Raw genomic sequence first — 24,087 nt, forward strand, 5'->3', positions numbered from 1 at the left:
GCATCCGAGCGACCACTATGGTGGTGTCGAGGCTTTGCGCCACGGTCGCCGCCGCGCGCCGGTCCGTACTCAACTTGGAGGCTGTCCTGTCCGCTGGAGCCGGCGAGTCCACTCGCCCTTCCCGGTCCACCCCACCGCTCACCGATCTCGTCGAGGGTGCGCTCCGCGATTTCTTCGCGTCGCGGGCCGACACGATCCGTTCGGTCGGCGGCGGCTACGAGAACGCTGTCGCGACCCTCGAGAGCTTCGTGCTGCGCGGCGGCAAGCGGGTGCGTCCGGTCTTCGCGTGGACGGGCTGGCTCGCAGCCGGTGGCGACCCCGAGGGCGCGCAGGCGGACGCGGTACTGCGGAGTGCGTCGGCGCTGGAACTGGTGCAGGCGTGCGCACTGGTCCACGACGACATCATCGACGCGTCCACCACGCGTCGGGGGTTCCCCACCGTGCACGTCGAGTTTGCCGATCAGCACAGCGCGCAGCAGTGGAGCGGCGGCAGCGCGGAATTCGGCCGGGCCGTCGCGATCCTGTTGGGCGATCTGGCACTGGCCTGGGCCGACGACATGGTCCGCGAGGCCGGGCTCGCGCCGGAGACCCTCGCCCGCATCTCCCCCGTGTGGTCGGCGATGCGGACCGAGGTCCTGGGTGGTCAGTTCCTCGACATCAGCGGCGAGGTGCGCGCGGACGAATCGATCGAGGCCGCGCTGCGCGTCAACCGCTTCAAGACGGCCGCGTACACGATCGAACGCCCGCTACACCTGGGTGCGGCACTGGCGGGGGCCGACGACGCCCTGGTCGAGGCTTACCGCCGGTTCGGCACCGACATCGGCATCGCGTTCCAGCTCCGCGACGATCTGCTCGGGGTCTTCGGCGATCCCGAGGTCACCGGCAAGCCCTCCGGCGACGACCTGCGCGCGGGCAAGCGCACCGTGTTGTTCGCGGAGGCCCTGCAGCGCGCCGACGCCACCGATCCGGCGGCCGCGGCGCTGCTGCGTGAGTCGATCGGCACCGACCTGTCCGATACGCAGGTCGCGCGGCTGCGCACCGTGATCACCGACCTGGGCGCCGTCGACGACGCCGAACGTCGCATCTCCGAACTCACCGCCGACGCACTCGCGGCGCTCGACGGCAGCACGGCCACCGACGAGGGCAAGCGGCGACTGCGGGAGATGGCGATCGCCGTCACCCGCCGGGACGCCTGATCGCCGTGGGTGTGCGCACCGTTCCGGGCGCCACCGACCGGGTCGTGGTGGTCGGCGCCGGGCTGGCCGGGCTGGCCGCCGCGCTGCATCTGCGGGGGCGCGGCCGGGACGTGACGCTGCTCGAGCGTGACGACCGTCCGGGCGGGCGCGTCGGAACGTACCGGGGCCCCGGGTACGTGATCGACAGCGGCGCCACCGTGCTGACGATGCCCGAACTGGTGCGCGACGCGCTCGCCGCCGTCGGCGCGGACTTCGACACGACGACGCCGCCGCTGCGGTTGCATCGGTTGGCTCCCGCGTACCACGCGCGTTTCGCGGACGGCTCGACGATCGACGTGCACTCCGACCCCGAGCGGATGGTCGCCGAGGTCGCCCGGGTCTGCGGACCGGACGAGGCACGCCGCTATCTGGATCTGCGCCGGTGGCTGGCCCGGGTGTTCGACGCCGAGTTCGACACGTTCATCGACGCCAACTTCGACTCACCGCTGGATCTGTTCTCCACCCGGAAGTCGGCGACCGATCTGGCGCGCCTGCTCGCAGCAGGCGGCTTCGGCCGGCTCGGCGGTCAGGTTGCCCGGCGGGTCACCGATCCACGGCTGCAGCGGATCTTCACGTTCCAGGCCCTGTACGCGGGTGTGGCGCCGGCGAAGGCGCTCGCGGTGTACGGCGCGATCGCGCACATGGACACTTCGCTCGGGGTGTCGTTCCCCGAGGGCGGGATGTGCACCATCGCCGAGTCGATGGCCGACGCCTTCACCTCGGCCGGCGGCACCCTGCACCTGGGCACCGAGGTGACCCGCATCGAGCGGTCCGGTGACCGGGTGCGCACCGTGCACACCGCCGACGGTCGTTCGTTTCCGTGCGATGCGCTCGTCCTCACCCCCGACCTGCCGATCGTGGACGACCTGCTGGCGACCCGACGCGTCCGTCGTCAGCGGATCTCGCCGTCGGCCGTCGTGCTGCACGGCACGGTCCCCCGCGTCACCAGCACGCGGTGGGGTGCGCCACACCACCACACGATCGACTTCGGCGCGGAGTGGGAGCGCACGTTCGCCGAGATCGCGGCGCGGCCCGGACGCGGCCGCCTGATGAGCGATCCGTCCCTGCTGATCACCCGCCCCGCGGTGACCGATCCCGGGCTGATCCTCAACCGTGACGGCGTCGAACACGAACCACTGTCGGTGCTGGCGCCGTGCCCGAACCTCGACAGCGCCCCGCTCGACTGGTCGGCATTGACCGACGCGTACGCGAGCGAGCTCCTGCAGACCCTGGAACAGCGCGGATACCACGACATCGGCACCGACTATGCCGTTGATCACATCGATACGCCTGCCACGTGGGCCCGTCAGGGGATGGCGGCCGGGAGCCCGTTCGCTCCGGCCCACATCTTCCGGCAGACCGGGCCATTCCGGCGCCGCAACCTGGTCAGACGGCCGGCGAACGTCGTTCTGGCGGGATCCGGAACGACACCCGGCGTCGGCGTCCCGACGGTTTTGATCTCGGGCAAACTCGCCGCCGAGCGCGTGTGCGGACGGCCGAAGCCGGTGCTTGCCCGATAATTGCCGCCGACGCACTAAACTGACTACCCGTCCCATGCTGTCCGACCGTCACGACGCGGCCGGATATCACTGAACGATCCTTCCGGGGAGGAACCTGCACCGATGTCGGCCTCTTCCGGAATCCACGACGCTGCCGTTACCGAGCGGTCCTGGCTGCGTTCGAGCGCCGATTATCTGCGCACCCCCGAGGGACATTCGACGGTTCTCGGTTTCGTCGGCGCCCTGATGATCACGTTCGGCGGCTTCGGCGCCGGCAGCGTCCGTCGGCACGATCCGCTGCTCGAGGATATGAGCCTGTCGTGGCTGCGCTTCGGTCACGGCTACGTCCTGTCGACGATCGTCATCTGGGGCGGCGTCCTGGCGATGATCACCGCGTGGGTGCGCCTCGGCCGAGCCACGATCAAGGGCCGTGTCGGCCTCCGAGCGCTGACGTGGACGGTCCCGGTGTGGACCGCGCCGATGCTGCTCGCGGTCCCGATGTTCAGCCGGGACGCGTACTCCTACCTGGCGCAGGGAGCCCTTCTGCGGGACGGCTTCGATCCATACGCGGTGGGACCCGTCGTCAACCCGGGCATCCTGCTCGACAACGTCAGCAACGTGTGGACCACCACCACCGCACCGTACGGCCCGATCTCACTACTGCTCGGCCAGGGCATCACGACCATCACCGGTGACAACGTCGTCGCGGGCACGATGATGCTGCGTCTGACGATGCTTCCGGGTCTGGCGCTGATGGTGTGGGCGTTGCCCCGGCTGGCCCGTCAGCTCGGCGGCAACCCGGCGATCGCGCTGTGGCTCGCTGTCCTCAACCCGCTGGTGCTGATCCATCTCATCGGTGGCGTCCACAACGAGCTTCTGATGGTCGGCCTGATGGTCGCCGGCATCACTCTCGCGCTGGATCGCAAGCATGTCGCGGCTGTCGCGATCATCGCACTCGGCGTCGCGGTGAAGGCCATGGCAGGGATCGCGCTGCCGTTCATCGTGTGGATCTGGATGATCCACGAGCGCGACAAGGCGCTGGCCGAGGGCCGTGAACCCGCGACACCCCTGGCGGCCTTCTTCAAGACCGCGGGCACCGGGTTCGCGGTGTTCGTCGCGATCTTCACCGCGGCCTCGGCGGCCGCCGGTGTCGGGATCGGGTGGCTCACCGCGCTGTCCGGCTCCGCGAAGATCATCAACTGGCTGTCGCTGCCGACGTTCCTGGCGCACATCGTCACGGTGAGCAGCGAGCTGCACGCCGGTCAACCGGCCCTCGAGATCACCCGCATGATCTGTGCGGTCGCGCTCGTCGCAATCCTCGTCGCGGTGTGGTGGCGGTTCCGCAAGACCGAGCGCGACGCAGTCATGGGCATCCTCGTCGCTCTCGTCGCGATCGTCGTCCTCTCCCCCGCCGCACTGCCCTGGTACTACTCGTGGCCGCTCTCGATCGCCGCCGGCTTTGCGATGTCGACCCGAACGCTGCAGATCCTCGTCGGCCTGTCGACGTGGCTCATGCTGGTGTTCCAGCCGGACGGGTCGATCGGGCTCTACACGTTCTTCCACGTCGCGCTGGCCACCTTCGCCGCTGTCGTGGCTGCGGTGTCCCTCAGGACCGTCGACCCGCTGCGTCTGCGGTCGGTGTCCGACAAACCCCGTGCCGCGGCCGCGGCGGCCGCGGTGGCGGTCGACGAGATGGCCGACGCCGCCGAGCAGCGCTCGTCGGTGACCCGACCAGCAGTGTGACCCGACCGGCGCTGTGATCCGAGCAACCCCCACGGACGACCTCGCCGCGGCCTACCGGCACTGCCGTCGGCTCGCCGCCGAGCACGGCCGCACCTACTACCTCGCGACCCGCCTGCTGCCGCCGGAGCGACGGCCCGCCGTCCACGCCCTGTACGGGTTCGCGCGCACGGTCGACGACGTCGTCGACGTCGACTGCGCCGGCCGGCCACCGGCCGAGCGCGCGGCAGCGGTCGACCTCGTCGAGTCTCGTCTCGACGATGCACTCGCCGGACGCCCCGTGGACGATCCCCGCACCGGTGCGGTCGTCACGGCCCTCGCCGACACGATCCGCCGCTACGACATCCCGGTCGCCCACTTCCGCTCGTTCCTCGACTCGATGCGGATGGACATCCCGGGCACGCCGACATACCGCGCGAACTATCCCGACATGGACGCGCTGCGGCAGTACATGCACGGATCGGCCGCGGTGATCGGCCTGCAGATGCTGCCCGTCCTGGGCACCACGACATCCCTCGCGGAGGCCTCGCCCCGGGCGGTGGCGCTGGGCGAGGCCTTCCAGATGACCAATTTCATCCGCGACGTCGGCGAGGACCTCGACCGTGGGCGGGTGTACCTACCCGCCGACACCTGGACCACGTTCGGGGTGGACGAGGAACTGTTGCATCGCTGTCGGCGCACCGGGACGGTCGACCCGCGGCTGCGGCGGGCGCTGGCCCACTTCACTGCCCTGACGCGAGCGCTCTACCGGCAGGCGGAGCCGGGACTGGACATGCTCGAGCCCCGTGTCCGTCCGGGGATGCGCGCCGCCGTCGTGCTGTACTCCGAGATCCTCGACGAGGTGGAGGACAGCGGGTTCCGAGTCCTCGACCGGCGCGCGACGGTTCCTCGGCACCGACGGCTGGCGGTTGCGTTGCCGCTGCTCGCGCGAACGCTGACCGTGCGGGACCGCTGACGACACAGCGCACCGGGGTCCGGGCCGCGGACCTACCCGCGACCCGACCCGGCCGGAAACTCAGAACGCCATCGACTGTGCGCGGCGGACGACCTCACGCGCCAGGTCACCGTGCATCGCATCGATGGGCGTACCGGGCAGCGAATCGTCCTCGGCGAACAGCCACCGCATGACTTCCTCGTCCTCGTAACCGCCGTCCTTGAGCACGCGGATCAGTCCCGGCAGCAGACGGACGGGCTGTCCGTCGTCGCCGAAGAACGCCTCCGGAACGCCGAGGACGCTGTCACGGCGAACCGCGATCAGCTCGTGGTCGCGCAGCAACTGGTGCACGTGGGTGACGACGAGACCCATCTGCTTCGACACGTCTGCCAACTGCAGCAGAGAGATCGATCGGTCCAACACGTCATCGCAGTAAGGGATAGCACTCACTCCCGTAACGTTATCGGGTCCGCACCGCGGCTTCGACCACGGTCCCTTCGTGGGGACGGGGACGGTGACGCGGGCTGACTACGATCGAACTGAATCTGTGGAAGGAACGAGGGGGCGCGAGCTTGAATCCCGGAGGTCGACGACTGATCGGTGTGGTGCTCGATCGGCGCTACCGCATCGATGCACCCATCGCGCGCGGCGGCATGTCCACCGTGTACCGCGGCATGGACCTGCGTTTGGACCGACCGGTCGCGATCAAGGTGATGGACCCACAGTTCGCCGCCGATCCGCAGTTCCTCGCGCGCTTCGAGTTCGAGGCCCGCGCGGTAGCCCGGCTCAACCATCCCGGGCTGGTCGGCGTCCACGACCAGGGCAGCGACGGCGAGCACGCCTTCCTGGTCATGGAGCTCGTCGAGGGCGGCACGCTGCGCGAGCTGTTGCGCGAACGCGGCCCGATGCCCCCGCACGCCGCCGCTGCCGTCGCCCGACCTGTTCTCGAGGCCCTCGCCGTCGCGCACCGCGCAGGCCTGGTCCACCGGGACATCAAGCCCGAGAACGTGCTCATCTCGCACTCGGGGGACGTCAAGATCGCCGACTTCGGTCTGGTGCGGGCGATCGCCGCGTCGAACACGACGTCGCGCAGCGTCATCCTCGGCACCGCCGCCTACCTGTCCCCCGAGCAGGTCACCACCGGCACCGCGGACGCCCGCAGCGACGTCTACGCGGCCGGGGTGCTGATGTTCGAGATGCTGACGGGTACGACGCCGTTCACGGGCGACACGTCGCTGTCGATCGCCTACCAGCGCATCGACAACGACGTTCCCGAACCCGGCAGTGTCATCGACGGCGTTCCGGCGGAATTCGACGACCTCGTGGTCCGCGCCACCGAGCGCGATCCCGAGGAACGTTTCGCCGACGCCGGTGCGATGGCGGCCGAGTTGCGCTCGGTGTGCACACAGCTGCAGTTGCCGTCGTACCGGGTTCCGGCTCCGCGTCGGACGGCACAGCAGTCCGGCTTCCCCACCGCCGCCACCACGCGCACCCCGCACGATGCCGCGGGGCCGCCCGCACCGGCACCCGCGCCGTCCGAGAATGCGACGACCGTGATGTCCGCGCCGACGGAGGGTCCGCAGTCGGGCATCCAGCACACCAAGGTCGTCACCACCGCGACGCCGCGGCTGCCGGAGAGCCCGCCCGAGAGCGAACCACCGGCCGAACACGGCTTCGGGGACATCGACGCGCAACGGCGCCGGTCCCGCCGCACGGTACTGGTGTGGCTGCTGGTGATCCTGCTGGTCGCCGCCGGGCTGGGGTTCGGCGGCTGGTGGCTGGGCTCGGGTCGCTACGCCGCGATACCGGCGATCGACGGCCTCGACACCGCGGGCGCCACAACCGCGATCGAGGCCGCGGGGCTCTCCACGCAGACGCGGGGCGAGTACTCGAACACCGTCGCGGTCGATGCCCTGGTCGGCACCGATCCGGCCGCGGGCGCCAAGGTGCCGCGCGGGTCCGACGTGACGCTGTTGGTGTCGTTGGGCCGTCCCACGGTTCCCGAGGTCAGCGGTCGCGGCGATGTCGCCGCGGTCGAGACGTCACTGCGTGAGCGCACGTTCGCCCCCGTCGACGGCGGCGAGGCGTTCAGCGCGCGTGTTCCGGTCGGTGGCATCGCCGCGCTCGAACCGGCCCCCGGCACGATGCTCGACGTCGGCTCCCAGGTCCGGATGATCCGGAGCAAGGGCGCGCCGCCGGTGGACGTCCCGAACGTCTCCGGGATGTCGGAGGACGCCGCCCGCCAGGCCCTGGACTCGGTGGGCATCACTGTCCGCGACGTGCAGCAGGTGTTCGACGCGAATGTCGACGCCGGAGACGCGATCGGCACCGACCCCGCGGTGGGCACGAGCGTCAAGGCCGGGTCGAGCGTCACGCTGCGCGTCTCCAACGCGGTGAAGGTGCCGTCGATGCTCGGACGCACCGTCGGTTCCGCGAAGTCGGAACTGGCCCGCCTGGGCCTGCAGTACGAGGTCCGTCAGGTGGCCGGGTCGGACCGCTCGCTGGTGATCTCGCAGAACCCGGGTTCGGGTGACCGGGTGGCCCCCGGCGGCACCGTCACGCTGATCTCCTTCCCCTGACCCGTCCCCCTGTATCCCCCGAGAACGGCTGAAGGGTCCCCTCGTGCGCTGCGGGCGCAGGAAGGGACCCTTCAGGACGGGCGGTGGGTGTCAGCCGCGGAGCATCTCCGCCACGAGGAACGCCAGCTCCAACGACTGCTGGGTGTTCAGGCGCGGGTCGCACGCGGTCTCGTAGCGTCCGGACAGGTCCAGGTCGGAGATGTCCTGGGCGCCGCCGAGGCACTCGGTGACGTTCTCACCGGTGAGTTCGACGTGGATGCCGCCCGGATGGGTGCCGAGACCGTTGTGCACCTCGAAGAAGCCCTGCACCTCGTCGACGATCCGGTCGAAGTGGCGGGTCTTGTAGCCGGTGGATGCCTCGTGGGTGTTGCCGTGCATCGGATCGCACTGCCAGATCACCTGGTGACCGGTGGCCTGCACCTTCTCGATGATCGCCGGCAGCAGGTCGCGCACCTTGCCGTTGCCCATCCGCGAGATCAGCGTCAGCCGGCCGGGCTTGTTCGTCGGGTCCAGCCGCTCGACGTATTCGACCGCCATCTCGGGGGTCGTGCTCGGGCCGATCTTGAGGCCGATCGGGTTCGCGAGCAGTTCGGCGAACGCGATGTGCGCGCCGTCGAGTTGGCGGGTCCGGTCGCCGATCCACAGGAAGTGCGCCGACAGGTCGTACAGCTTCGGGTGATCGTCGTCGTTGTCGAGGCGCAACATCGCGCGCTCGTAGTCGAGGACGAGCGCCTCGTGGCTGGCGAAGATCTGTGCGTGGTGCAGGCTGGGGTCGGTGACACCGCACGCGTTCATGAACTGCAGGCCGCGGTCGATCTCGGCGGCGAGGGCCTCGTAGCGGGCACCGGCCGGCGACGACGTCACGAACTCGCGGTTCCAGTCGTGGACCTTGTGCAGATCGGCCATCCCGGCGCCGGTGAGCGCACGCACGAGGTTCATCGCCGCGCTGGCGTTCGCGTACGCACGGACCAGACGGGACGGGTCGTGGACCCGGACCGACTCGTCGGCGACGATCGAGTTGACCATGTCTCCGCGGTACGACGGCAGGCCCAGCGCGTCGGTGTTCGACGAGCGCGGCTTGGCGTACTGCCCGGCGATGCGCGCGACCTTGACGACGGGCAGGCTCGCACCGTAGGTGAGCACGACGGCCATCTGCAGCAGCGTGCGGATGTTGCCCTTGATGTGCGGTTCGGTGTTGTCCGCGAAGGTCTCCGCGCAGTCACCGCCCTGCAGCAGGAAGGCCTCACCGCGTGCCACCTCTGCGAGCTTCGCCGACAGCGCCTCGACCTCGCTGGCCACCGTGATCGGCGGCACGCTCTCGAGGACGGTGCGCATGGCCGACGCCTGGTCGGCGGGCCACTGCGGCTGCTGCGCGGCCGGCTTGGCGAGCGCGGCGTCGAGCTGCTCACGCATACCCGCGGGCAGCGGCGGAAGTTCGGGCAAGCGGTCGATCGGAACGTCGACAGTCCAGTTCACCACTACAGGATATTCGCCCCGTCGACCCCGGGTAACCGAAGGCCCCCATTCGACAAGATCAACCTGTGACCCGATCACCGCCGGGAGGCGGTGATCCTCGTCACCGAACCGAGCGGAAAGCCTCGATCGCATCGAACTTCGCGAGGTTGTGCCGGGCGTCCGCGAGCGCGTCGTGCGCATCGTCGGGAACCGGTGGCAGCGGCGGGCAGCCGTTCATCTCCCAGTGCTGACGCAGCTCACGCGTGTAGCGCGGCATGTTCGACGGCAGCTCGGTCATCGCACCCCACAGCTGGCAGAGCGCGACGTGGTCGTATGCCGCGACCCACGCCCACAGTTCGGGTTCGATGCCCGGCCGCGGCACGAGGAACTTCATCAGATCGTCACGGATGCGCGAACGGCTCTTCCACAGCGGCGACGACGGCGGCGGCAGCTTGGGCAGCACGTTCCGGCGCACCCATTTGCCGGCACGCTCGGGATCGAACTCGGTGGACACCGCGTAGAACTCGCGGCCGTCCTCGCAAACCACACCGATCGAGACGAGCTCGATTGTGCGACCATCCTCGATGAACTCACAGTCGTAGAAGTAGCGCACCGGGGGAGCTTATGCCCCCCGCGCCGGGGCACTCGACACCACGCCCCCCGTTCGTAGAAGGATGGCTTGGTGCACACCCCCACCCCCGACTCCGCCGACCGGTCCCCCGCTGCCGCCGCGGACTCGCCATCGGCGACGTCCCGACGGCGCTCGCCGGTCGTCGTCCTCTCACGCGTCGCAATCGTGCTCGCGTGCGCGGTCGGCGCGGTGTACCACCTGTTCGGGATCCCCGGGCTGCGTGACGTCGGCTTCTACTACCGAATCGACCTCGACGTCTACCGGCTCGGCGGGTCGGTGTTCGCCGCCGGTGGCCCGCTGTACGGCTCGATGCCCCCGACCCAGTCGGGAATCGGACTGCCGTTCACGTATCCGCCGCTCGCGGCCGTGGTGTTCAGTCCGATGTCGGCGATCTCACTCGAGGCGGCGGGCGTGGTGCTCACGGCGCTGTCGCTGGTGGCCCTGTTCGCGACGCTGGTGCTCACCCTCGCGTCCATCGGGATCTCGCCTCGCTCGACTCTGGTGTGGACGGCACTGGCCGCCGCTGCAGCGGCCCTGACGTTGGAGCCGGTCTACTCGACGCTCGACTACGGCCAGGTGAACATCCTGCTGATGGTGTTCGTCGCGGCCGACTGTCTGTTGAAGAAGACGCCGTGGCCGCGGGGCATGCTCATCGGGTTCGTCGCGGCCGTCAAGCTGACGCCCGCCGTCTTCGTCCTGTTCTTCCTGCTCCGCAAGGACTTCCGGGCGGCGGTGACGACCGGGCTGAGTTTCGTCGGGTTCGGCGCGATCGGCTTCGTCGTGGCGCGGGCCGACTCGTGGCAGTACTGGACCGACACGCTGCTCGATTCGGGCCGGATCGGCGGACCCGCCTACCCCGCGAATCAGAGCATCACCGGTGTCCTCGCCCGGCTCGGTCTCGACCCGTCCGTCCGCAGCGTGCTGTGGCTGCTGCTGAGCGCTGCCGCACTCGTGCTCGCAGGGGTCGCGATGTGGCGGGCCTTCGCTGCGGGCGCGGCGGCGCTGGCGTTGTTCGTCAACGCGCTGCTGGGACTGCTGGTCTCGCCCGTCTCGTGGTCACACCACTGGGTCTGGGTGGCCCCGCTGCTGCTGCTCGTCGGCGTCGAGGCGTACCGGCGGCGCAGCCTGGTCCTCGGCGCCGGCGTGGTCGCCAGCGGGGCGATATTCGTGATCGCCCCGCACTGGCGCCTCGGTCACGGACGTTGGGAGGGAACCGGCTGGCCCGTGTGGGATCAGTTCCTCGCCTCGTCCTACGTGTGGTGGGCGATCGCCGTCATCGCGGCCGTCGCCGTCCACCTCGGGCGTCGTCGCGCCGGCGAGGCCGGCTCGGTGGCGGGCACCACGCATCTGACCACCGTCCCCTGACGCTCCCCTCGAGGATTCCGCGGCGGTATCGCGCCACCAGCAGAGCACGTACACCGTCAGCGAACCGACCAGCGTCACCACGACCCACATGGTCAGTGCGATGTCGACCCACGAGCCGATCGGCGGGTTGCCCGGCAGGATGCCACGCAGCGGAATGACCGCGAACAGCATCGCGGCCATCCAGCTGAGCATGTCGGTGTGCACCCGTCGGCGGCGTCGCGCGGTCTGCACGGCGACGAAGGCGGCCAGTGCCGCGAGCACGGCCATCATCAGCAGCAGAATCGCCGAGTACACGAGGGTGCCCACGCCCCTGACGAGATGGACCGTCGTGCTCGAGGCGAACTCCTCGTCGACGCCCACCGCGTCCGACCGGACCGTCCAGCCTTCGACATTGTCGTCGAGGTAGACGCTGCTGCGGTGGATCTCGACGCCGTCGCCCGTGCCGGTGTATGCGGCGACCACCATAGGGGCGACGTCGAACCGGTCGAGCGGCCACCGCCCGGCCTGTCCTTGCACCATCAGCTGAGCATCGAACGTGGTCGGCACCGCGCCGGCCGGGAACACCAGCTCGGTGCGCGACGTGCTGGGCGCGAGATGCAGGCTGATCGGTACGGCGAGCGTCTCCCCGTCCGGTCCGGAGAAATCGGAACCCGGCCCGATGGTGACTTCGACGTCGAGTCGGCCCGAGGCGGGGTGCAGCGACGTCGGGGTGACGATCACGGCCACCTCGTCGTGGTCGGTGTGGATCGCGACGACCTCGTCGCGGTCGTCGGTGCTCGACGCGTACACGGCGAGGGAACCGAGGTAGAACACGGCCATCACGGAGACCACGAGCGCCCAGAACAACCGGGGCCGGTTTCGCCGGAACGATGCGAGGGGCACGAGTGGGAAGATACCGCGATCGGAAACCCGGACGGATTTATCGGGCGAGCGCGTCGGCCACCGAATCGACCGGCGGAGAGGACACTTTCGGCTCCCGGCCGGTCAGGACATCGCGCGCCGCCTTCGGATAGGCGAGCATCTCCCGGACCGTGTTCTTCACCAGCGTCGACCGTCGCCCGCCGGCCCGACCCGCGCGGACACCGTCGACATCGATCCCGGCGGCACGCCCCAACGCGACGGTGCGCGGGAGGTGGAAACGCTGGGTGACGACGAGAGCACGCCGGATGCCGAACGTGCGGGCGGCGCGGACGCAGGTGTCGTAGGTGTCCAGTCCGTACGGGTCCTCGACGATCCTCGCGGGGTCGACCCCGGCCGCGACGAGATAGCCGGTCATGGCCGCGACCTCGTCACCGGACTTCCCGTGGGCGTCGCCGGAGACCAGCACGACGGACGCGCTGCCGTCCGCGAGCAACCGCGCCGTCGCGTCCAGCCTGCCCCGGAGGAACTTCATCGGCCGACCGGCTCGCACCCGCGCGCCCAGCACGATCACGACCGGCGCGTACGGCGCATCGGACGGATCGTGCATTCGTCCGGCCGCGGCCGCGCCGATCCACACGAACGGCAGGCCCACCACCGCGACCGCACCCGCCCCTGCGAGACAGGCGCCGCGCAACACGGCTCGAGGAATCAGGGTTGTGGAGTTTCGAGGTTCGGGCACATCCGGCGGCGACTATCCGGCGCGGGTGTCGGGCACACGTGCGGCGTCGGCCGCCGATTCGGCCGGGGGCGCTCCCGGGGCCGGGTTCTTCAGCGTCGCGGCGTAGATGTCGACGTATTCCTGACCCGACAGGCGCATCAACTTGTACATGACCTCGTCGGTGACGGCCCGCTCGACGAAGCGGTTGCCGCCCATGCCCTCGAAGCGCGAGAAGTCGATCGGCTCCCCGATGCGGACGGTGACCTTCGCCGGCTTCCACATGCGCGAGCCGATCGGGTTGACCTTCGCGGTGTCGATCATCGCGACCGGGATGACCTTGACCCCGGACTCGAGCGCGAGGCGGGCCATGCCGGTCTTGCCCTTGTAGAGGCGACCGTCGGGCGAGCGGGTGCCCTCGGGGTAGATGCCGAGGAGCTTGCCGTCCCCGAGGACGCGCAGGCCCGCGTTGAGCGCGTCCTGCGCGGCGGAGGCACCGGTTCGATCGATCGGGACCTGGCCGACGGCGGAGAAGAACCACCGCTGGAAGCGGCCCTTGAGCCCGGTGCCGGTGAAGTACTCGCTCTTCGCGAGGAAGGTGATGCGGCGGTTGACTCGTAGCGGAAGGAAGAACGAGTCGAGCACCGCCTGGTGGTTGCTGGCGAGGATTGCCGGGCCGTCGGTCGGAATATTCTCGGCGCCTTCGAGTTTCGGCCGCCCGAGGAGCAACAGCACCGGACCCAACAACACGTACTTAAACAGCCAGTACCACATGGCGTCCTTCCGTCCGAGCTCGATTCCCCCAGGTCTACCCAGGCCTCCACCTAGGGAATGACTGTACTCAGCAGTCCGGACCGCTGCCACACGCCGCCGCCAGATCCGCCGCACCGATCATCGCGGCCGCCTCGCCGAGCAGGGTGTGCCGGATCCGCGCCAACGGCCGGTGACCCGCACCGGTTGTCAGGCGCGCATAGTGCTCGCGGGCGTCGTCCAGGAAGAGCGGCGCCGACATGCCGACACCGCCGCAGATCACGATGAGGTCGGGGTCGAAGACGTCCGAGACCGTCGCCAGCCCCACGCCGAGCCAGCGGGCAAAGTCCGCGAACACCGCGAGCGCCAGCGGATCTCCGTCCGAGGCCGCTGCCGCGATCCGTCGTCCGGTCAGCGACCCGGGATCGACCGCGACGGCGCGGGCCAGGACGGTCGACGCCGACGGGTCGGCTGCGAGCAGTTCGAGTGCGGTGTCCACCAGCGCGGTGCCACTGCAGTAGCGCTCCCAGCATCCCCGTTTCCCGCACGCGCACGGGCGGCCATCGGGAACGACCTGCGTGTGCCCGAGTTCGGGGGCCACGCCGAAGCTGCCCCGGTACAGCCTGCCGTCGATCAGCAGGGCGGCGCCGATGCCGGTGCCGATCGCCACGATGACGACATTGCGCCCGCCGGCGGCGGCACCGAACCGGCATTCCGCCCACGCGGCCGCGTTCGCGTCGTGCTCGAGCACGACGGGCAGACCGAGGCGCTGACCCAGCGTGCGGGCCACCGGCGCATCGACCCACGGCAGATGCGGCGCGAATCGGACCGTGGTGCGGTCGGAATCGACGAAGCCGGCGACGGCGAGACCCACCGCCGCGATGCGGTGCCGATCGGCAAGTTCGCGGACGGCCCGCTCGATCCCCCGCTCGAGTGCATCCGCGGCGTGCGGCGTCGGCGCCTGCGCCGTATCGAGCACGTCACCGCTCGCATCGACGACCGCGGCCCGGATGCTGGTACCCCCGACGTCCACGCCGACGGTGAGAAGTTCGGTGCTCTCCACCCTGCCGATTGTGCCGACCGCGCCCGGCGGTGCGTGCGGCGGGTACCGCGTGTCTAGTGCTTGATCGTGACGTCGATCGGCACGAACTTGTGCGACGTGAACGGCCCAGACGGCCCAGACGGCCCAGTGGCAGTCGGCTCATCGGCGGTACCGGTGGCGGCACGGTCGTGATCGTCGAGGACCTCACGCAGCACGGCGAGCAGCACGGCGCCCTGACCTGCCAGCAGCGTGACGAGGTCGTGCTGTTCACCGCGCACCAGCGCGGCCAACGCGCACAGCGGGCACCACGAGCAACTGCTGCAAGCGGGCTGGGAGCCGGTGCCCGCGCCGACCGTGTCGGCGACTGCAGCGGCGGCATCGGCTGCGCCCTCCCCGGAGCGGGCCGCCGCGGCCTTCTGCAGGATCGGCTCGAGCCGGTCGAGAACAGTCTCGGCGAGCGCCTTGAGTTCGGCGGCCAGTTCGGCGTGGTCGCCGGTCACCGGGGCCACACTGCGGGATCGGGGACGAACCGCACGACCAGGTCGGATCCGTCGAAGTCGGCGTCGCGCACGACGCAGCGGCGCAGCACCGACGCCAGGCGCACGCGACGACGTCTGCCGTCGGCTCCCACCAGCAAGTCGTCCTCCACTCGTCCCAGCGTCAACGTCCCGGGATCGACGAGCGGCAAGTGCATGCGCATCGCGTACACCGATTCGACGTCGCCCGAACCCGATTCGAGGGCGACGCGCACCGGCGCACAGTCTGCCCCGAGCACCTCGGACGGATCTGCCACGTCCGTGTAGACCGTGCGTGCCACACCACCGAGGGCATCCCACCCTATCGGCTCGTTCGCGAGGTGGTCGGCAGACAGCACCGTCACCTCACCCGTCGTGGCCGTCAACTCGGCCAGGATCTTCCGCTCCGCGGTGCGGCGGGTGTCGCACCAACTCGCGAGCTCCTCCGGCATGTCACCCGAATCCATCTGGGGCAGAGTCTTGTTCACGACAATCGCATCGACGCGGAGCCCGGCGAGCGCCAGCGCGGACAGGACCCGGCGGGTCTCCGCGAGCGCGACTCGCTCGGCGCAGGTCACCACCCGCACCGACGTCCGGTCGCGGTCCTGCAGCAGGTCCCCCACCGCGGCAGTCGCGTCGAGCACCCGATCGAGCATCGCGACGACGAAGGCCAGCCGGGCACCGGTCGAGGTCGCGGCGGCGATACGCCGGTGCTGCGGCCACACGCGCTCCACGTATCCGGAGACGGATCCGGGAATTGCCAACGTGCGCAGCGCGTCCGCGGTCGGCGGGCAGTCCACGACGATGACGTCCCAGCGCGCCTGTTCGGCCAGTCGCACCACTTCGTTGAGCCCGAGGGCCTCCTCGACGCCAGGCAGCCCCGTCAATTCCTCTGGTGCCAGATCGGCGAACTGGGCGCCGTGATCGTGGACACCACCCAGGGCCAGCAGCGCGACGAGTCCGCGGTAGCGCTCCTCGAGCAGTGCCTGCGTGTCGATCTCGCGAGCGTGGAGGCCGGGTCCGACGCGCGACTCCTCGCTCCGCCCGACCGGGCGGTCGAGCACATCCGACAGCGAGTGCGCCTGGTCGAGGGACAGCAGCAGGACCCGACGTCCCGCCTCGGCGAGCGCGACCGCCGTCGCCGCCGCCACCGTCGTCCTGCCGACACCGCCCTTGCCGACGAACAGTCGGACCTGGGTGACCCGGGTGGAACCGGCGGCGCTCAGCCCTCCACCCGCTTCTTCAGTTCCTTGAGCGCGGTGTCGGTGATGACCTTCTCCGCCTTGCGCTTGAACAGACCGATCATCGGGATCGTCAGATCCACCGTCAGTTCGTACGTGACACTGGTGCCGCCGCCGGGTTCACGTTCGAGCGTGTAGGACCCGAACTGCGCCTTCTGGATCTCGCCGGACACCAGCTCCCAGCTCACCGACATCCCGTCGGGCGCCCAGCGGTACCGGAGCACGTAGGTGTCCTTGACCATCCCGGCGTCCAGCACGAATCGGACCTGTTCGGCGCGGCCGTCGGGCCCGGTCGAGAGCACCTCGACCGACTTCGCGGCCTCCACCCATGCCGGGTAGTCGTCGAAGTCGGCGATCACACCCATCACCCGCTCGGCGGGTGCGTCGACGGTGATCGACCTCTTGGTCTTCTCGGCCATGCCTCGGACGCTTCCTTTCAGAACGGCGCGACGTGCGCGTCACCGCACGTCCATCTCACACGATTTCCGACAGGACTCACAATCTCACTACTGCGGGGGTTCACCCGCGGCGCGTCCCGCCTCGAGCTGTTGCTTGAGCTCGAACGTCATCACCTTGCCCGCGAGCCGTCGGGCGTGGTTCATTCCGGCCAGGTCGAGGGACGCCAGCGCCTGCGGGCTCACGCCGGTCGGCTCCGCATGCAGGAAGTAGTGGACGACGGTGCCGTCCATGACCTGCTCGAGCCACACCTCCATCGTGCCGGTCAGCGGACCCGCCACCGTCCAGCGAATCCCCTTCTCCGCCCGATTCTCACGGACGTCGAGAACGAGGTCGGGCCACCACGCACGCCAGCGCGCGGGCACGGATACGCGGGCAGCCACCTTCTCCGGGGCTGCGGCGACAAAAGTCTGGTCGGCGACCTGAATGCTGCTCACTCCCACAGCTTCACACACCGCCCTCACGCCCCGTGATCTGGACTACACCTGGGTGGGAGAAGATCCACCAAGCCGCAGGTAGGTAGCCTTGCCGCGTGCTGTCCTCGGTCGGTCTATCGTGAGGACCAGCAAACCCTACTCGTCAGTATCTGCAGTGTCGGAGGTTGTCGTGCCCGAGTTCAGCGTTCCTGCCACGTTCACAATCCCGGAGGACGCATCCGCGGTCGACTCCGTCTTCGAGTACTCGACGACCAAGCCCGGACACGTCGTCTACCGGCGACAGGTCGGCGGGTCCTGGGTGGACGTCACCGCCCGCGAGTTCGCCGATCAGGTGACCGCCGTCGCGAAGGGACTGATCGCCCGCGGCGTCCAGCCCGGCGACCGCGTCGCGCTGATGTCCGCGACCCGCTACGAGTGGTCCCTGTTCGACTACGCGATCTGGAGCGCGGGCGGCGTCACGGTGCCGATCTACGAGACCTCCTCCGCCGACCAGGTCAAGTGGATCCTCGAGGACTCCGGCGCGATCGGCCTCATCGTCGAGACTGCCAAGCACTCCACGGCCATCGCGGAGGTTGCCGCCGCCGCACCCGATCTGCGGGCCGTGCTCCAGATCGAGCCGTCCGGTACCGACGAGGGCGCGGTTGCAGTCCTGACGGCGCAGGGCGCCGACATCCCGGACGACGAGGTACGGGCCCGCGCGAAGGCCCTGAAGGCCAGCGATCCGGCGACCCTCATCTACACCTCCGGCACCACCGGACGCCCCAAGGGCTGTCAGCTCACCCACTCGAACCTCATCGCCGAGTCCAAGGGCATCATAGATTCGAGTCTCGGCAAGCTGCTGACGACGCCGGGCGTGAGCACCCTGATGTTCTTGCCGCTCGCGCACGTCCTCGCGCGCGCAGTCAGCATCGCGGCCTTCGACGCCGGCGCCTCCCTCGGCCACACCAGTGACATCCCGAACCTGGTACCGACGTTCGCCACCTTCAAGCCCGATTTCATCCTGTCCGTCCCGCGCGTGTTCGAGAAGGTCTACAACACCGCCCGCCAGAAGGCGCACTCGGAGGGCAAGGGCAAGATCTTCGACCTGGCGGCCACCACCGCGGTCGAGTGGAGCGAGGCCAAGGACAACGGCGGCCCGGGCCTGATCCTCAACATCAAGCACGCCGTGTTCGACAAGCTGGTCTACTCCAAGCTGCGGGCGGCGCTCGGCGGCAAGTGCCAGCTCGCGATCTCCGGAGGCGCTCCCCTGGGCGCGCGCCTCGGCCACTTCTTCCGCGGCATCGGCGTCACGATCTACGAGGGCTACGGCCTCACCGAGACCACCGCCGCGTTCGCCGTCAACACGATCGGCAACCAGAAGGTCGGTACGGTCGGAAAGCCGTTGGCCGGCAACTCGGTTCGCATCGCCGAGGACGGCGAGATCCTGCTGTCCGGCCCGGTGGTGTTCTCCGGCTACTGGCGCAACGAGGCCGCGACGAAGGACGCCATCGAGGACGGCTGGTTCCACACCGGCGACCTGGGCACCGTCGACTCCGCCGGCTACATCACCATCACCGGCCGCAAGAAGGAGATCATCGTCACCGCCGGCGGCAAGAACGTCGCCCCCGCGCAGCTCGAGGATCACCTGCGGGCCCACCCGCTGATCAGCCAGGCGATCGTCGTCGGCGACCAGAAGCCGTTCATCGGCGCGCTGATCACCATCGACGCCGAGGCGCTGCCCGGATGGAACGAGCGCAACGGGAAGACCGCAGGAACCACGGTCGCCGAACTGCTGAGCGATCCCGATCTGACCGCCGAGATCGACGAGGCCATCGCGGAGGCCAACAAGCTCGTCTCGCATGCCGAGGCCATCAAGAAGTACCGCATCCTGCCGGTCGACTTCACCGAGGAGACCGGTGAGCTCACCCCCACCCTGAAGCTCAAGCGCAACGTCGTCCACGAGAGCTTCGCCGACGACATCGAGCGGATCTACAGCAAGTAGTTCCACCGCGACCTGGTCCGGCGCCCACCCTCCTCTTCGGACGGTGGGCGCCCGACTTTTCCGTGCGCGGCTCTTGCCCGCGTCAGCCCAGCAGGCGACGCAGCTTGCCCCCCAGCACATCCCAGCGCCAGTTCGCCTTCACCCATTCACGCCCGGCCGCGCCCATCGCGGCGGCCCGGTCCCGATCCTCGAGCACCGAGATCACCGACTGCGCGACGTCGTCCACGGACGTGCCGTCGACGACGAGCCCGGTCTCGTGCTCGACGACCGTCTCCGGCGCACCACCGGAACGGCCGGCGATCACCGGCACGCCGGTGGCCGACGCCTCGAGGTAGACGATGCCGAGTCCCTCCACGTCCAGCCCGGCACCGCGGGTCCGGCACGGCATCGCGAAGACGTCCGCGATGGTGTGGTGCGCCGCCAGCTCCGCGGCCGGGACGCCGCCGGTGAACACGACGTGCTCGGCGACGCTGCACTCGTGGGCGAGCGCCCGCAACCGCTCGGCGTCGGGCCCCCCGCCGACGATCACCAGGACCGCGCCGTCGATGCGCCGCCGGATCGCGGGCAGCGCGCGGATCAGCTGGTCCTGCCCCTTGCGCGGAACCAACCGCGACAGGCACAGGACCGTCGGCCGATCCCCCAGCCCGTAGCGTGCGCGCAGTTCCGCGCGCGCCGCCGGGTCGGGACGGAACAGGTCGGTGTCGACGCCCGACGGCAGGTGCTCGAGCGCGGCGTGCGACCCGAATGCCGCCGCGAACCTGCCCCGCGTGTACTTGCTGACATAGGTGACGGCGTCGGTGTGGTCCCCGATCCGGCGCAGGGCCTGTCGCGCGCCGGGCAGCATGGACCAGCCCACCTCGTGGCCGTGGGTGGACGCGATCACCCGCTGCGCACCGGCGCGGCGGACCGTCGGCGCCAACAGGGCCAGCGGGGCCGCCGCCCCGAACCACACACTGGTGCACTCGTACTTCTCGACGAGCTTGGCCGCACGCCGCGCCACGAACGGCGTGGGCACCATCAGCGTCGTCGGGTGCCGCACCACCGCGTAGGGTTGCTCGGCGTCGAAACGAATGTGGCTGTCCCCGCGCCATCTCGGGGCGTAGACGACCAGTTCGTCCGCGGGAAGCTGGGCCGCAAAGGCATGCAGGTACGACTGGATTCCACCAGGTCGCGGAGGAAAGTCATTCGTCACCAACAGGGTTCGACGCATGCGTCCACCGTAGGTGCCCGCGACCCGGCACCGGGCGTCAGGGTCGGGACAGCTGCCCCTTGATCCAGCCGGCCCACGAATCGACCAACCCGTCCGTCCCGGTGCCCAGGATGCCGCGGATCCGGCTGTCGAGATCGGTCGCGGTGACCGGCCCCCGGGCCAGCTGCCGGTACAGCTCGTCCAGACGCGGCTCGCCGTACTCGGCGGCGATGAAAGCCGCAAGGGACCAGGACGATTCGTAGGCCGCGCGGGCGGTGTCACCGCCGGCCCGGAAGTCCTCGTTCGCCGGCAGCGCCGTCGGCGGACCGGTCCGCGCCACCTCCGCCGCCAGGGTGGGCGCGAGGTCCCCGAATCGCGCCTCGATCCCGTGGTAGCCGATGTAGTCCGCGTAGCCCTCGAGCATCCACATGGGGGATCCGTCCTCGGTTGCCGGACGGGCCGCGACATGGGTGAGTTCGTGCCGCAGGACCGAGACCCGGGTCAGGTCGGTGAGGCGTCCCGCCGCCTCCGGACTGAACACGATCCGCTGCCCCGACGCCGTCCCCGAACGATGATCCACGGCATCGGACACCGCGACCGCGGCGATGTCGGCTCCGCTGTGGTCCGAGCCCACCAGCGAGGAGAACTCCTCCTGCGAGCCGGCCACCATGACGACGGCCCTTCGCGACCAGTCCTCGCCCCACACGTCGGTCACGTGGGCGACGGCGTCCCCGAGGTCCGCCGCGATCAAATCGATCATCGCCGACTGCTCGGGGTGACCGAGCACGATCGACGGGCGCCCCTCTTCACCGGCCACCGTCCGTGTCGTGACGGGTCCGAAATCCCAAGGACCGCGCCACGTTTCACGATTCGATCCGGGCAGTGGCGAATCGTCCACCAGCTTCCACTCGTCACCATGCCGAGCCAACAGAAGCGAGACCGGCTTGCGGGTGGACTGGGCATCCGCGCCGGCGATCCCGTAGCGCAGGTACACCGCCGGGGCCCACACGTCGGAGGCACCGAGCGCGTCCGCCAACCCGGACGGGACCGGCGTCTCCGGTTCGAGCCCGATGTCGTAGGCGAACTCGGAGAAGGGAACCTGCGCAGCATTGTCGGCCCGCCGGACCTCCGAGTCGAGAAAACCCGGTGTCGCCTGCGGATCGAACAACGCCGGCAGCGCCGCCGTGTCCCCTGTCCGCACCGCACGCGCCCACTCGTCCAGCACTGCCTGTGCACCCGTCCGGCGACCGTCGTCGTACGGGTTCCCGACCGGCGCTGCGGGGCCCGGCGCCTCCGGTTCGTCACCGCCCCGGTCGAACGTCGTCAGGGAGAGGACCAGCGCCACCGCGACACCCAGCCCGGCCAGACCTACCCACTCCCACCGACGCACACGCCGCCGCGGCGCGGGACTCGGTGAGTGATCATCATCGGGCACGTCCGAGAGTCTAGGAGCCGCGGACACGGATGGACCCGATACCCCTGGGTATCGGGTCCATCCGGTGTCGGTGTATCGAGCGTTGGGGCGGCGTTCTCAGTAGCGGCGAGCGCCGTAGAAGGGCATCGACGCCATGGAGTCGACCTTCACCGGCGTGCCGTACGTCGAGGCGTGCAGCACGTTGCCGTCACCGGCGTACAGGCCGACGTGCGAGGCGTCGCTGTAGAACAACACCACGTCGCCGGGCTGCAGCTGACTCTTGTCGACCGGCGTACCGCCATCGGCCTGCGCCTGACTCGAGCGCGGCAGAACCTTGCCGATCTGCTTGTACGCCCACACCACGAGCCCGGAGCAGTCGTACGCGTCAGGACCGGTCGCGCCCCAGCTGTAGGGCTTCCCCACCTGGGTCAGTCCGGCCTGCAACGCGGCCGATCCGGTACCCGAGCCGAGGTTCGCCAGGATGCTCCCGGCGTCGACGCCGGCCGGGAACGGCGAGCCTGCCAGCTGTGCACGCTCGGCACCGGTGAGCTGGTCGAATGCCTTGGTGACCGAATCGATCTGCTTCTGCAGCTCGCTCTGCTTGTTCTGGAGCTCGTCGCTGACCTGCTTGGCCTGCTCGGTCGCGGCGCGCGCCGCATCGGCCGAAGCCTGCGAGGCCTCCGCCGCGGCGGTCGCATCGGCGGTCGCCTGCTTGAATCCGGAGACGGCCTTCGAGGTCTCGTTCGAGATCGCGTCGAGCGCCGACATCTGATCGAGCAGCTGCTGCGGCGAGTCGCTCACCATCAGCGCGAACAACCGGTTGGTGCGGGCGCCCTGGTAGCTGGCGGCGGCGAGCTTGCCGACCGTGGGACGGAACTGGTCGATCCGGGACTCGGCGGCGGCAAGCAGGTCACGATCTCCGGCCAGGCGCGCCTCCGCGTCCCGCTGGGCCGCCTGCTTGCCGTCGAGGTCGATCTGCGCGTTGTGCAGCGCCTCGGTGGTCTGTTCGGATTCGCGCGACAGGTCCGCGAGCCGCTCCAGCGCCTCGGTCGGGTTGCTCACCAACGGATCCGCGCCGGCCGAACCGGCGGGCAGTCCCACGAGGGTCAGGGAGAGCACTCCCGTCGCCAGAGCGGCACACATCGAACGCTTCATCTTCTGCGAGGACTTCTGGGAGGGCACAGCGGCGCGACTCTCCGTTTCTGGATTCGTCTCCACCAGACGGCGGTGGGGCCTGCAAGGGGGTCCGTAAGGTCTCGAACAGGTTACGGAATGGCATATGTCCGTGTCTACCCGGGAGTAGGACAATTCGTACATCGTCGCGAAAGCCACAAAAGGCCCGGGACCGACACGTGTCGAAAGACGTGCAGGGCGGGTCCGACCGGAGTCGGACCCGCCCTGCACACGTCGAACGTCTAGCGCGTCACGCGTAGCGGCGTGCGCCGTCGAACGGCATCGACGACACGGGCGCCAGCTTGACCGGCTGACCCGCGGTCGAGGCGTGGATGACATTGCCGTCGCCCGCGTAGATGCCCGAGTGGCTTCCGCCGTAGAACGAGATCACGTCGCCGACCTGCAGGTCGGACTGGGCCACGGCGAAACCGGCGGCGGCCTGGTCGTAGCTCGTGCGCGGGAGGTTCAGACCGGCCTGCTTGTAGGCCCACTGGACCAGACCCGAGCAGTCGAACGCGTCCGGGCCGGCAGCGCCGTACACGTACGGGGCACCGAGCTTGGCCCTGGCGGCCTCGACGGCCTTCTCACCTGCGGTGACGATGGGGGCGAGCGAGGCCGGAACCGCAGCCGCGCTGCCGGTCGCGACGCCGGGCACGATGCCCTCGGGAATGCTCGGGGTGATGCTCGCGATCGCGGCGTCGACCTGCTGCTGCGTCACACCGGGGACCTCGACGGTGCCGACACCCGGGATGTTGATCGGATCGGCAAGGGCGGGGGCGGCGGAAACCGTGACGGCTCCGACGGCAAGTGCGCCGGCAACGGCGGCGCGACGCGCGGAACGCGTGAAAGTAGATGACGCCACGAGAAAGGGGACT

At 69.9% G+C, this 24,087-nt stretch carries 21 protein-coding genes and 1 pseudogene; 7 read left to right on the forward strand and 15 right to left on the reverse strand.

Going from position 1 to position 24,087, the window contains the following annotated elements:
- The first annotated feature begins 74 nt into the window (after window positions 1–74).
- From HUN07_RS16240 to HUN07_RS16255, 4 genes are all read left to right on the forward strand, one after another.
- Complete coding sequence (locus tag HUN07_RS16240; protein ID WP_254622551.1) at window positions 75–1,196, forward strand: polyprenyl synthetase family protein; 1,122 nt, start codon at window positions 75–77, stop codon at window positions 1,194–1,196.
- Window positions 1,196–2,755 (forward strand): phytoene desaturase family protein, encoded by a 1,560-nt coding sequence (crtI, locus tag HUN07_RS16245; protein WP_174914794.1) that lies wholly within the window; start codon window positions 1,196–1,198, stop codon window positions 2,753–2,755. Before HUN07_RS16240 ends, crtI begins: the two co-directional genes overlap by 1 nt.
- 102 nt (window positions 2,756–2,857) lie before the next feature.
- The gene (locus tag HUN07_RS16250) at window positions 2,858–4,477 is read left to right on the forward strand and encodes an alpha-(1->6)-mannopyranosyltransferase A (protein ID WP_174911032.1); all 1,620 of its coding nucleotides are present in this window, start codon (window positions 2,858–2,860) and stop codon (window positions 4,475–4,477) included.
- A 16-nt stretch (window positions 4,478–4,493) separates the two neighbouring features.
- Complete coding sequence (locus HUN07_RS16255) at window positions 4,494–5,429, forward strand: phytoene/squalene synthase family protein (RefSeq protein WP_174914796.1); 936 nt, start codon at window positions 4,494–4,496, stop codon at window positions 5,427–5,429.
- Between the two features lie 60 nt (window positions 5,430–5,489).
- Here the strand turns inward: HUN07_RS16255 and HUN07_RS16260 are convergent, their stop codons facing one another.
- Window positions 5,490–5,858 (reverse strand): Rv2175c family DNA-binding protein, encoded by a 369-nt coding sequence (locus HUN07_RS16260; RefSeq protein ID WP_174911035.1) that lies wholly within the window; start codon window positions 5,856–5,858, stop codon window positions 5,490–5,492.
- A 122-nt stretch (window positions 5,859–5,980) separates the two neighbouring features.
- On the opposite strand from HUN07_RS16260, the gene pknB reads away from it, so the two are divergent.
- Window positions 5,981–7,987 carry a Stk1 family PASTA domain-containing Ser/Thr kinase gene (pknB, locus tag HUN07_RS16265; protein ID WP_114719269.1) on the forward strand — a complete coding sequence of 669 codons (2,007 nt, stop codon included), beginning with the start codon at window positions 5,981–5,983 and terminating at the stop codon, window positions 7,985–7,987.
- 90 nt (window positions 7,988–8,077) lie between these two features.
- On the opposite strand, the gene HUN07_RS16270 is transcribed toward pknB, so the two are convergent.
- Both HUN07_RS16270 and HUN07_RS16275 read right to left on the reverse strand, forming a co-directional pair.
- Window positions 8,078–9,463, reverse strand: a complete 1,386-nt coding sequence (locus HUN07_RS16270; protein ID WP_114719430.1) for a class II 3-deoxy-7-phosphoheptulonate synthase — start codon at window positions 9,461–9,463, stop codon at window positions 8,078–8,080.
- A gap of 100 nt (window positions 9,464–9,563) precedes the next feature.
- Window positions 9,564–10,055, reverse strand: a complete 492-nt coding sequence (locus HUN07_RS16275; protein ID WP_114719268.1) for a polyadenylate-specific 3'-exoribonuclease AS — start codon at window positions 10,053–10,055, stop codon at window positions 9,564–9,566.
- Between the two features lie 66 nt (window positions 10,056–10,121).
- Here HUN07_RS16275 and HUN07_RS16280 point away from each other — a divergent pair, with 66 nt between their 5' ends.
- Complete coding sequence (locus tag HUN07_RS16280; protein WP_174911038.1) at window positions 10,122–11,438, forward strand: glycosyltransferase 87 family protein; 1,317 nt, start codon at window positions 10,122–10,124, stop codon at window positions 11,436–11,438.
- A 42-nt stretch (window positions 11,439–11,480) separates the two neighbouring features.
- Here the strand turns inward: HUN07_RS16280 and HUN07_RS16285 are convergent.
- From HUN07_RS16285 to HUN07_RS16320, 8 genes and pseudogenes are all read right to left on the reverse strand, one after another.
- Window positions 11,481–12,257, reverse strand: a pseudogene (locus HUN07_RS16285) (DUF4436 family protein); the annotation flags it as partial.
- Between the two features lie 100 nt (window positions 12,258–12,357).
- On the reverse strand, window positions 12,358–12,993 hold the full coding sequence (locus HUN07_RS16290) for a vancomycin high temperature exclusion protein (RefSeq protein ID WP_397484382.1): 636 nt from the start codon (window positions 12,991–12,993) through the stop codon (window positions 12,358–12,360).
- Between the two features lie 57 nt (window positions 12,994–13,050).
- Entirely contained in the window at window positions 13,051–13,788 is a 738-nt protein-coding gene (locus tag HUN07_RS16295) for a lysophospholipid acyltransferase family protein (RefSeq protein ID WP_174911040.1), read from the reverse strand.
- 67 nt (window positions 13,789–13,855) lie between these two features.
- Window positions 13,856–14,836 carry an ROK family protein gene (locus tag HUN07_RS16300; RefSeq protein ID WP_174914800.1) on the reverse strand — a complete coding sequence of 327 codons (981 nt, stop codon included), beginning with the start codon at window positions 14,834–14,836 and terminating at the stop codon, window positions 13,856–13,858.
- 44 nt (window positions 14,837–14,880) lie between these two features.
- Window positions 14,881–15,306: a hypothetical protein gene (locus tag HUN07_RS16305; protein ID WP_254622554.1), complete on the reverse strand. Its 426-nt coding sequence runs from the start codon at window positions 15,304–15,306 to the stop codon at window positions 14,881–14,883.
- Window positions 15,303–16,547 carry an ArsA family ATPase gene (locus HUN07_RS16310; protein ID WP_368077055.1) on the reverse strand — a complete coding sequence of 415 codons (1,245 nt, stop codon included), beginning with the start codon at window positions 16,545–16,547 and terminating at the stop codon, window positions 15,303–15,305. The genes HUN07_RS16305 and HUN07_RS16310 overlap by 4 nt, the downstream gene beginning before the upstream one ends.
- A complete protein-coding gene (locus HUN07_RS16315; RefSeq protein ID WP_114719264.1) occupies window positions 16,544–16,981 on the reverse strand; it encodes an SRPBCC family protein in 438 nt (145 codons plus the stop codon). Before HUN07_RS16315 ends, HUN07_RS16310 begins: the two co-directional genes overlap by 4 nt.
- A gap of 87 nt (window positions 16,982–17,068) precedes the next feature.
- Window positions 17,069–17,455, reverse strand: coding sequence for a polyketide cyclase / dehydrase and lipid transport (locus tag HUN07_RS16320; protein WP_114719263.1), 387 nt, complete (start codon window positions 17,453–17,455; stop codon window positions 17,069–17,071).
- A gap of 169 nt (window positions 17,456–17,624) precedes the next feature.
- On the opposite strand from HUN07_RS16320, the gene HUN07_RS16325 reads away from it, so the two are divergent.
- Window positions 17,625–19,436: an AMP-dependent synthetase/ligase gene (locus HUN07_RS16325; protein WP_174911043.1), complete on the forward strand. Its 1,812-nt coding sequence runs from the start codon at window positions 17,625–17,627 to the stop codon at window positions 19,434–19,436.
- 82 nt (window positions 19,437–19,518) lie between these two features.
- Here the strand turns inward: HUN07_RS16325 and HUN07_RS16330 are convergent, their stop codons facing one another.
- The 4 genes from HUN07_RS16330 to HUN07_RS16345 form a co-directional block, all read right to left on the reverse strand.
- The gene (locus tag HUN07_RS16330) at window positions 19,519–20,646 is read right to left on the reverse strand and encodes a glycosyltransferase family 4 protein (protein ID WP_174911046.1); all 1,128 of its coding nucleotides are present in this window, start codon (window positions 20,644–20,646) and stop codon (window positions 19,519–19,521) included.
- A 37-nt stretch (window positions 20,647–20,683) separates the two neighbouring features.
- Complete coding sequence (locus HUN07_RS16335) at window positions 20,684–22,060, reverse strand: hypothetical protein (RefSeq protein WP_254622556.1); 1,377 nt, start codon at window positions 22,058–22,060, stop codon at window positions 20,684–20,686.
- 96 nt (window positions 22,061–22,156) lie between these two features.
- Window positions 22,157–23,182: an NlpC/P60 family protein gene (locus HUN07_RS16340; protein ID WP_254622557.1), complete on the reverse strand. Its 1,026-nt coding sequence runs from the start codon at window positions 23,180–23,182 to the stop codon at window positions 22,157–22,159.
- 280 nt (window positions 23,183–23,462) lie between these two features.
- The gene (locus HUN07_RS16345) at window positions 23,463–24,074 is read right to left on the reverse strand and encodes a C40 family peptidase (protein ID WP_174911049.1); all 612 of its coding nucleotides are present in this window, start codon (window positions 24,072–24,074) and stop codon (window positions 23,463–23,465) included.
- Window positions 24,075–24,087: the final 13 nt, after the last annotated feature.

The sequence above is a fragment of the Rhodococcus sp. W8901 genome, from assembly GCF_013348805.1.
Lineage (GTDB): Bacteria > Actinomycetota > Actinomycetes > Mycobacteriales > Mycobacteriaceae > Prescottella.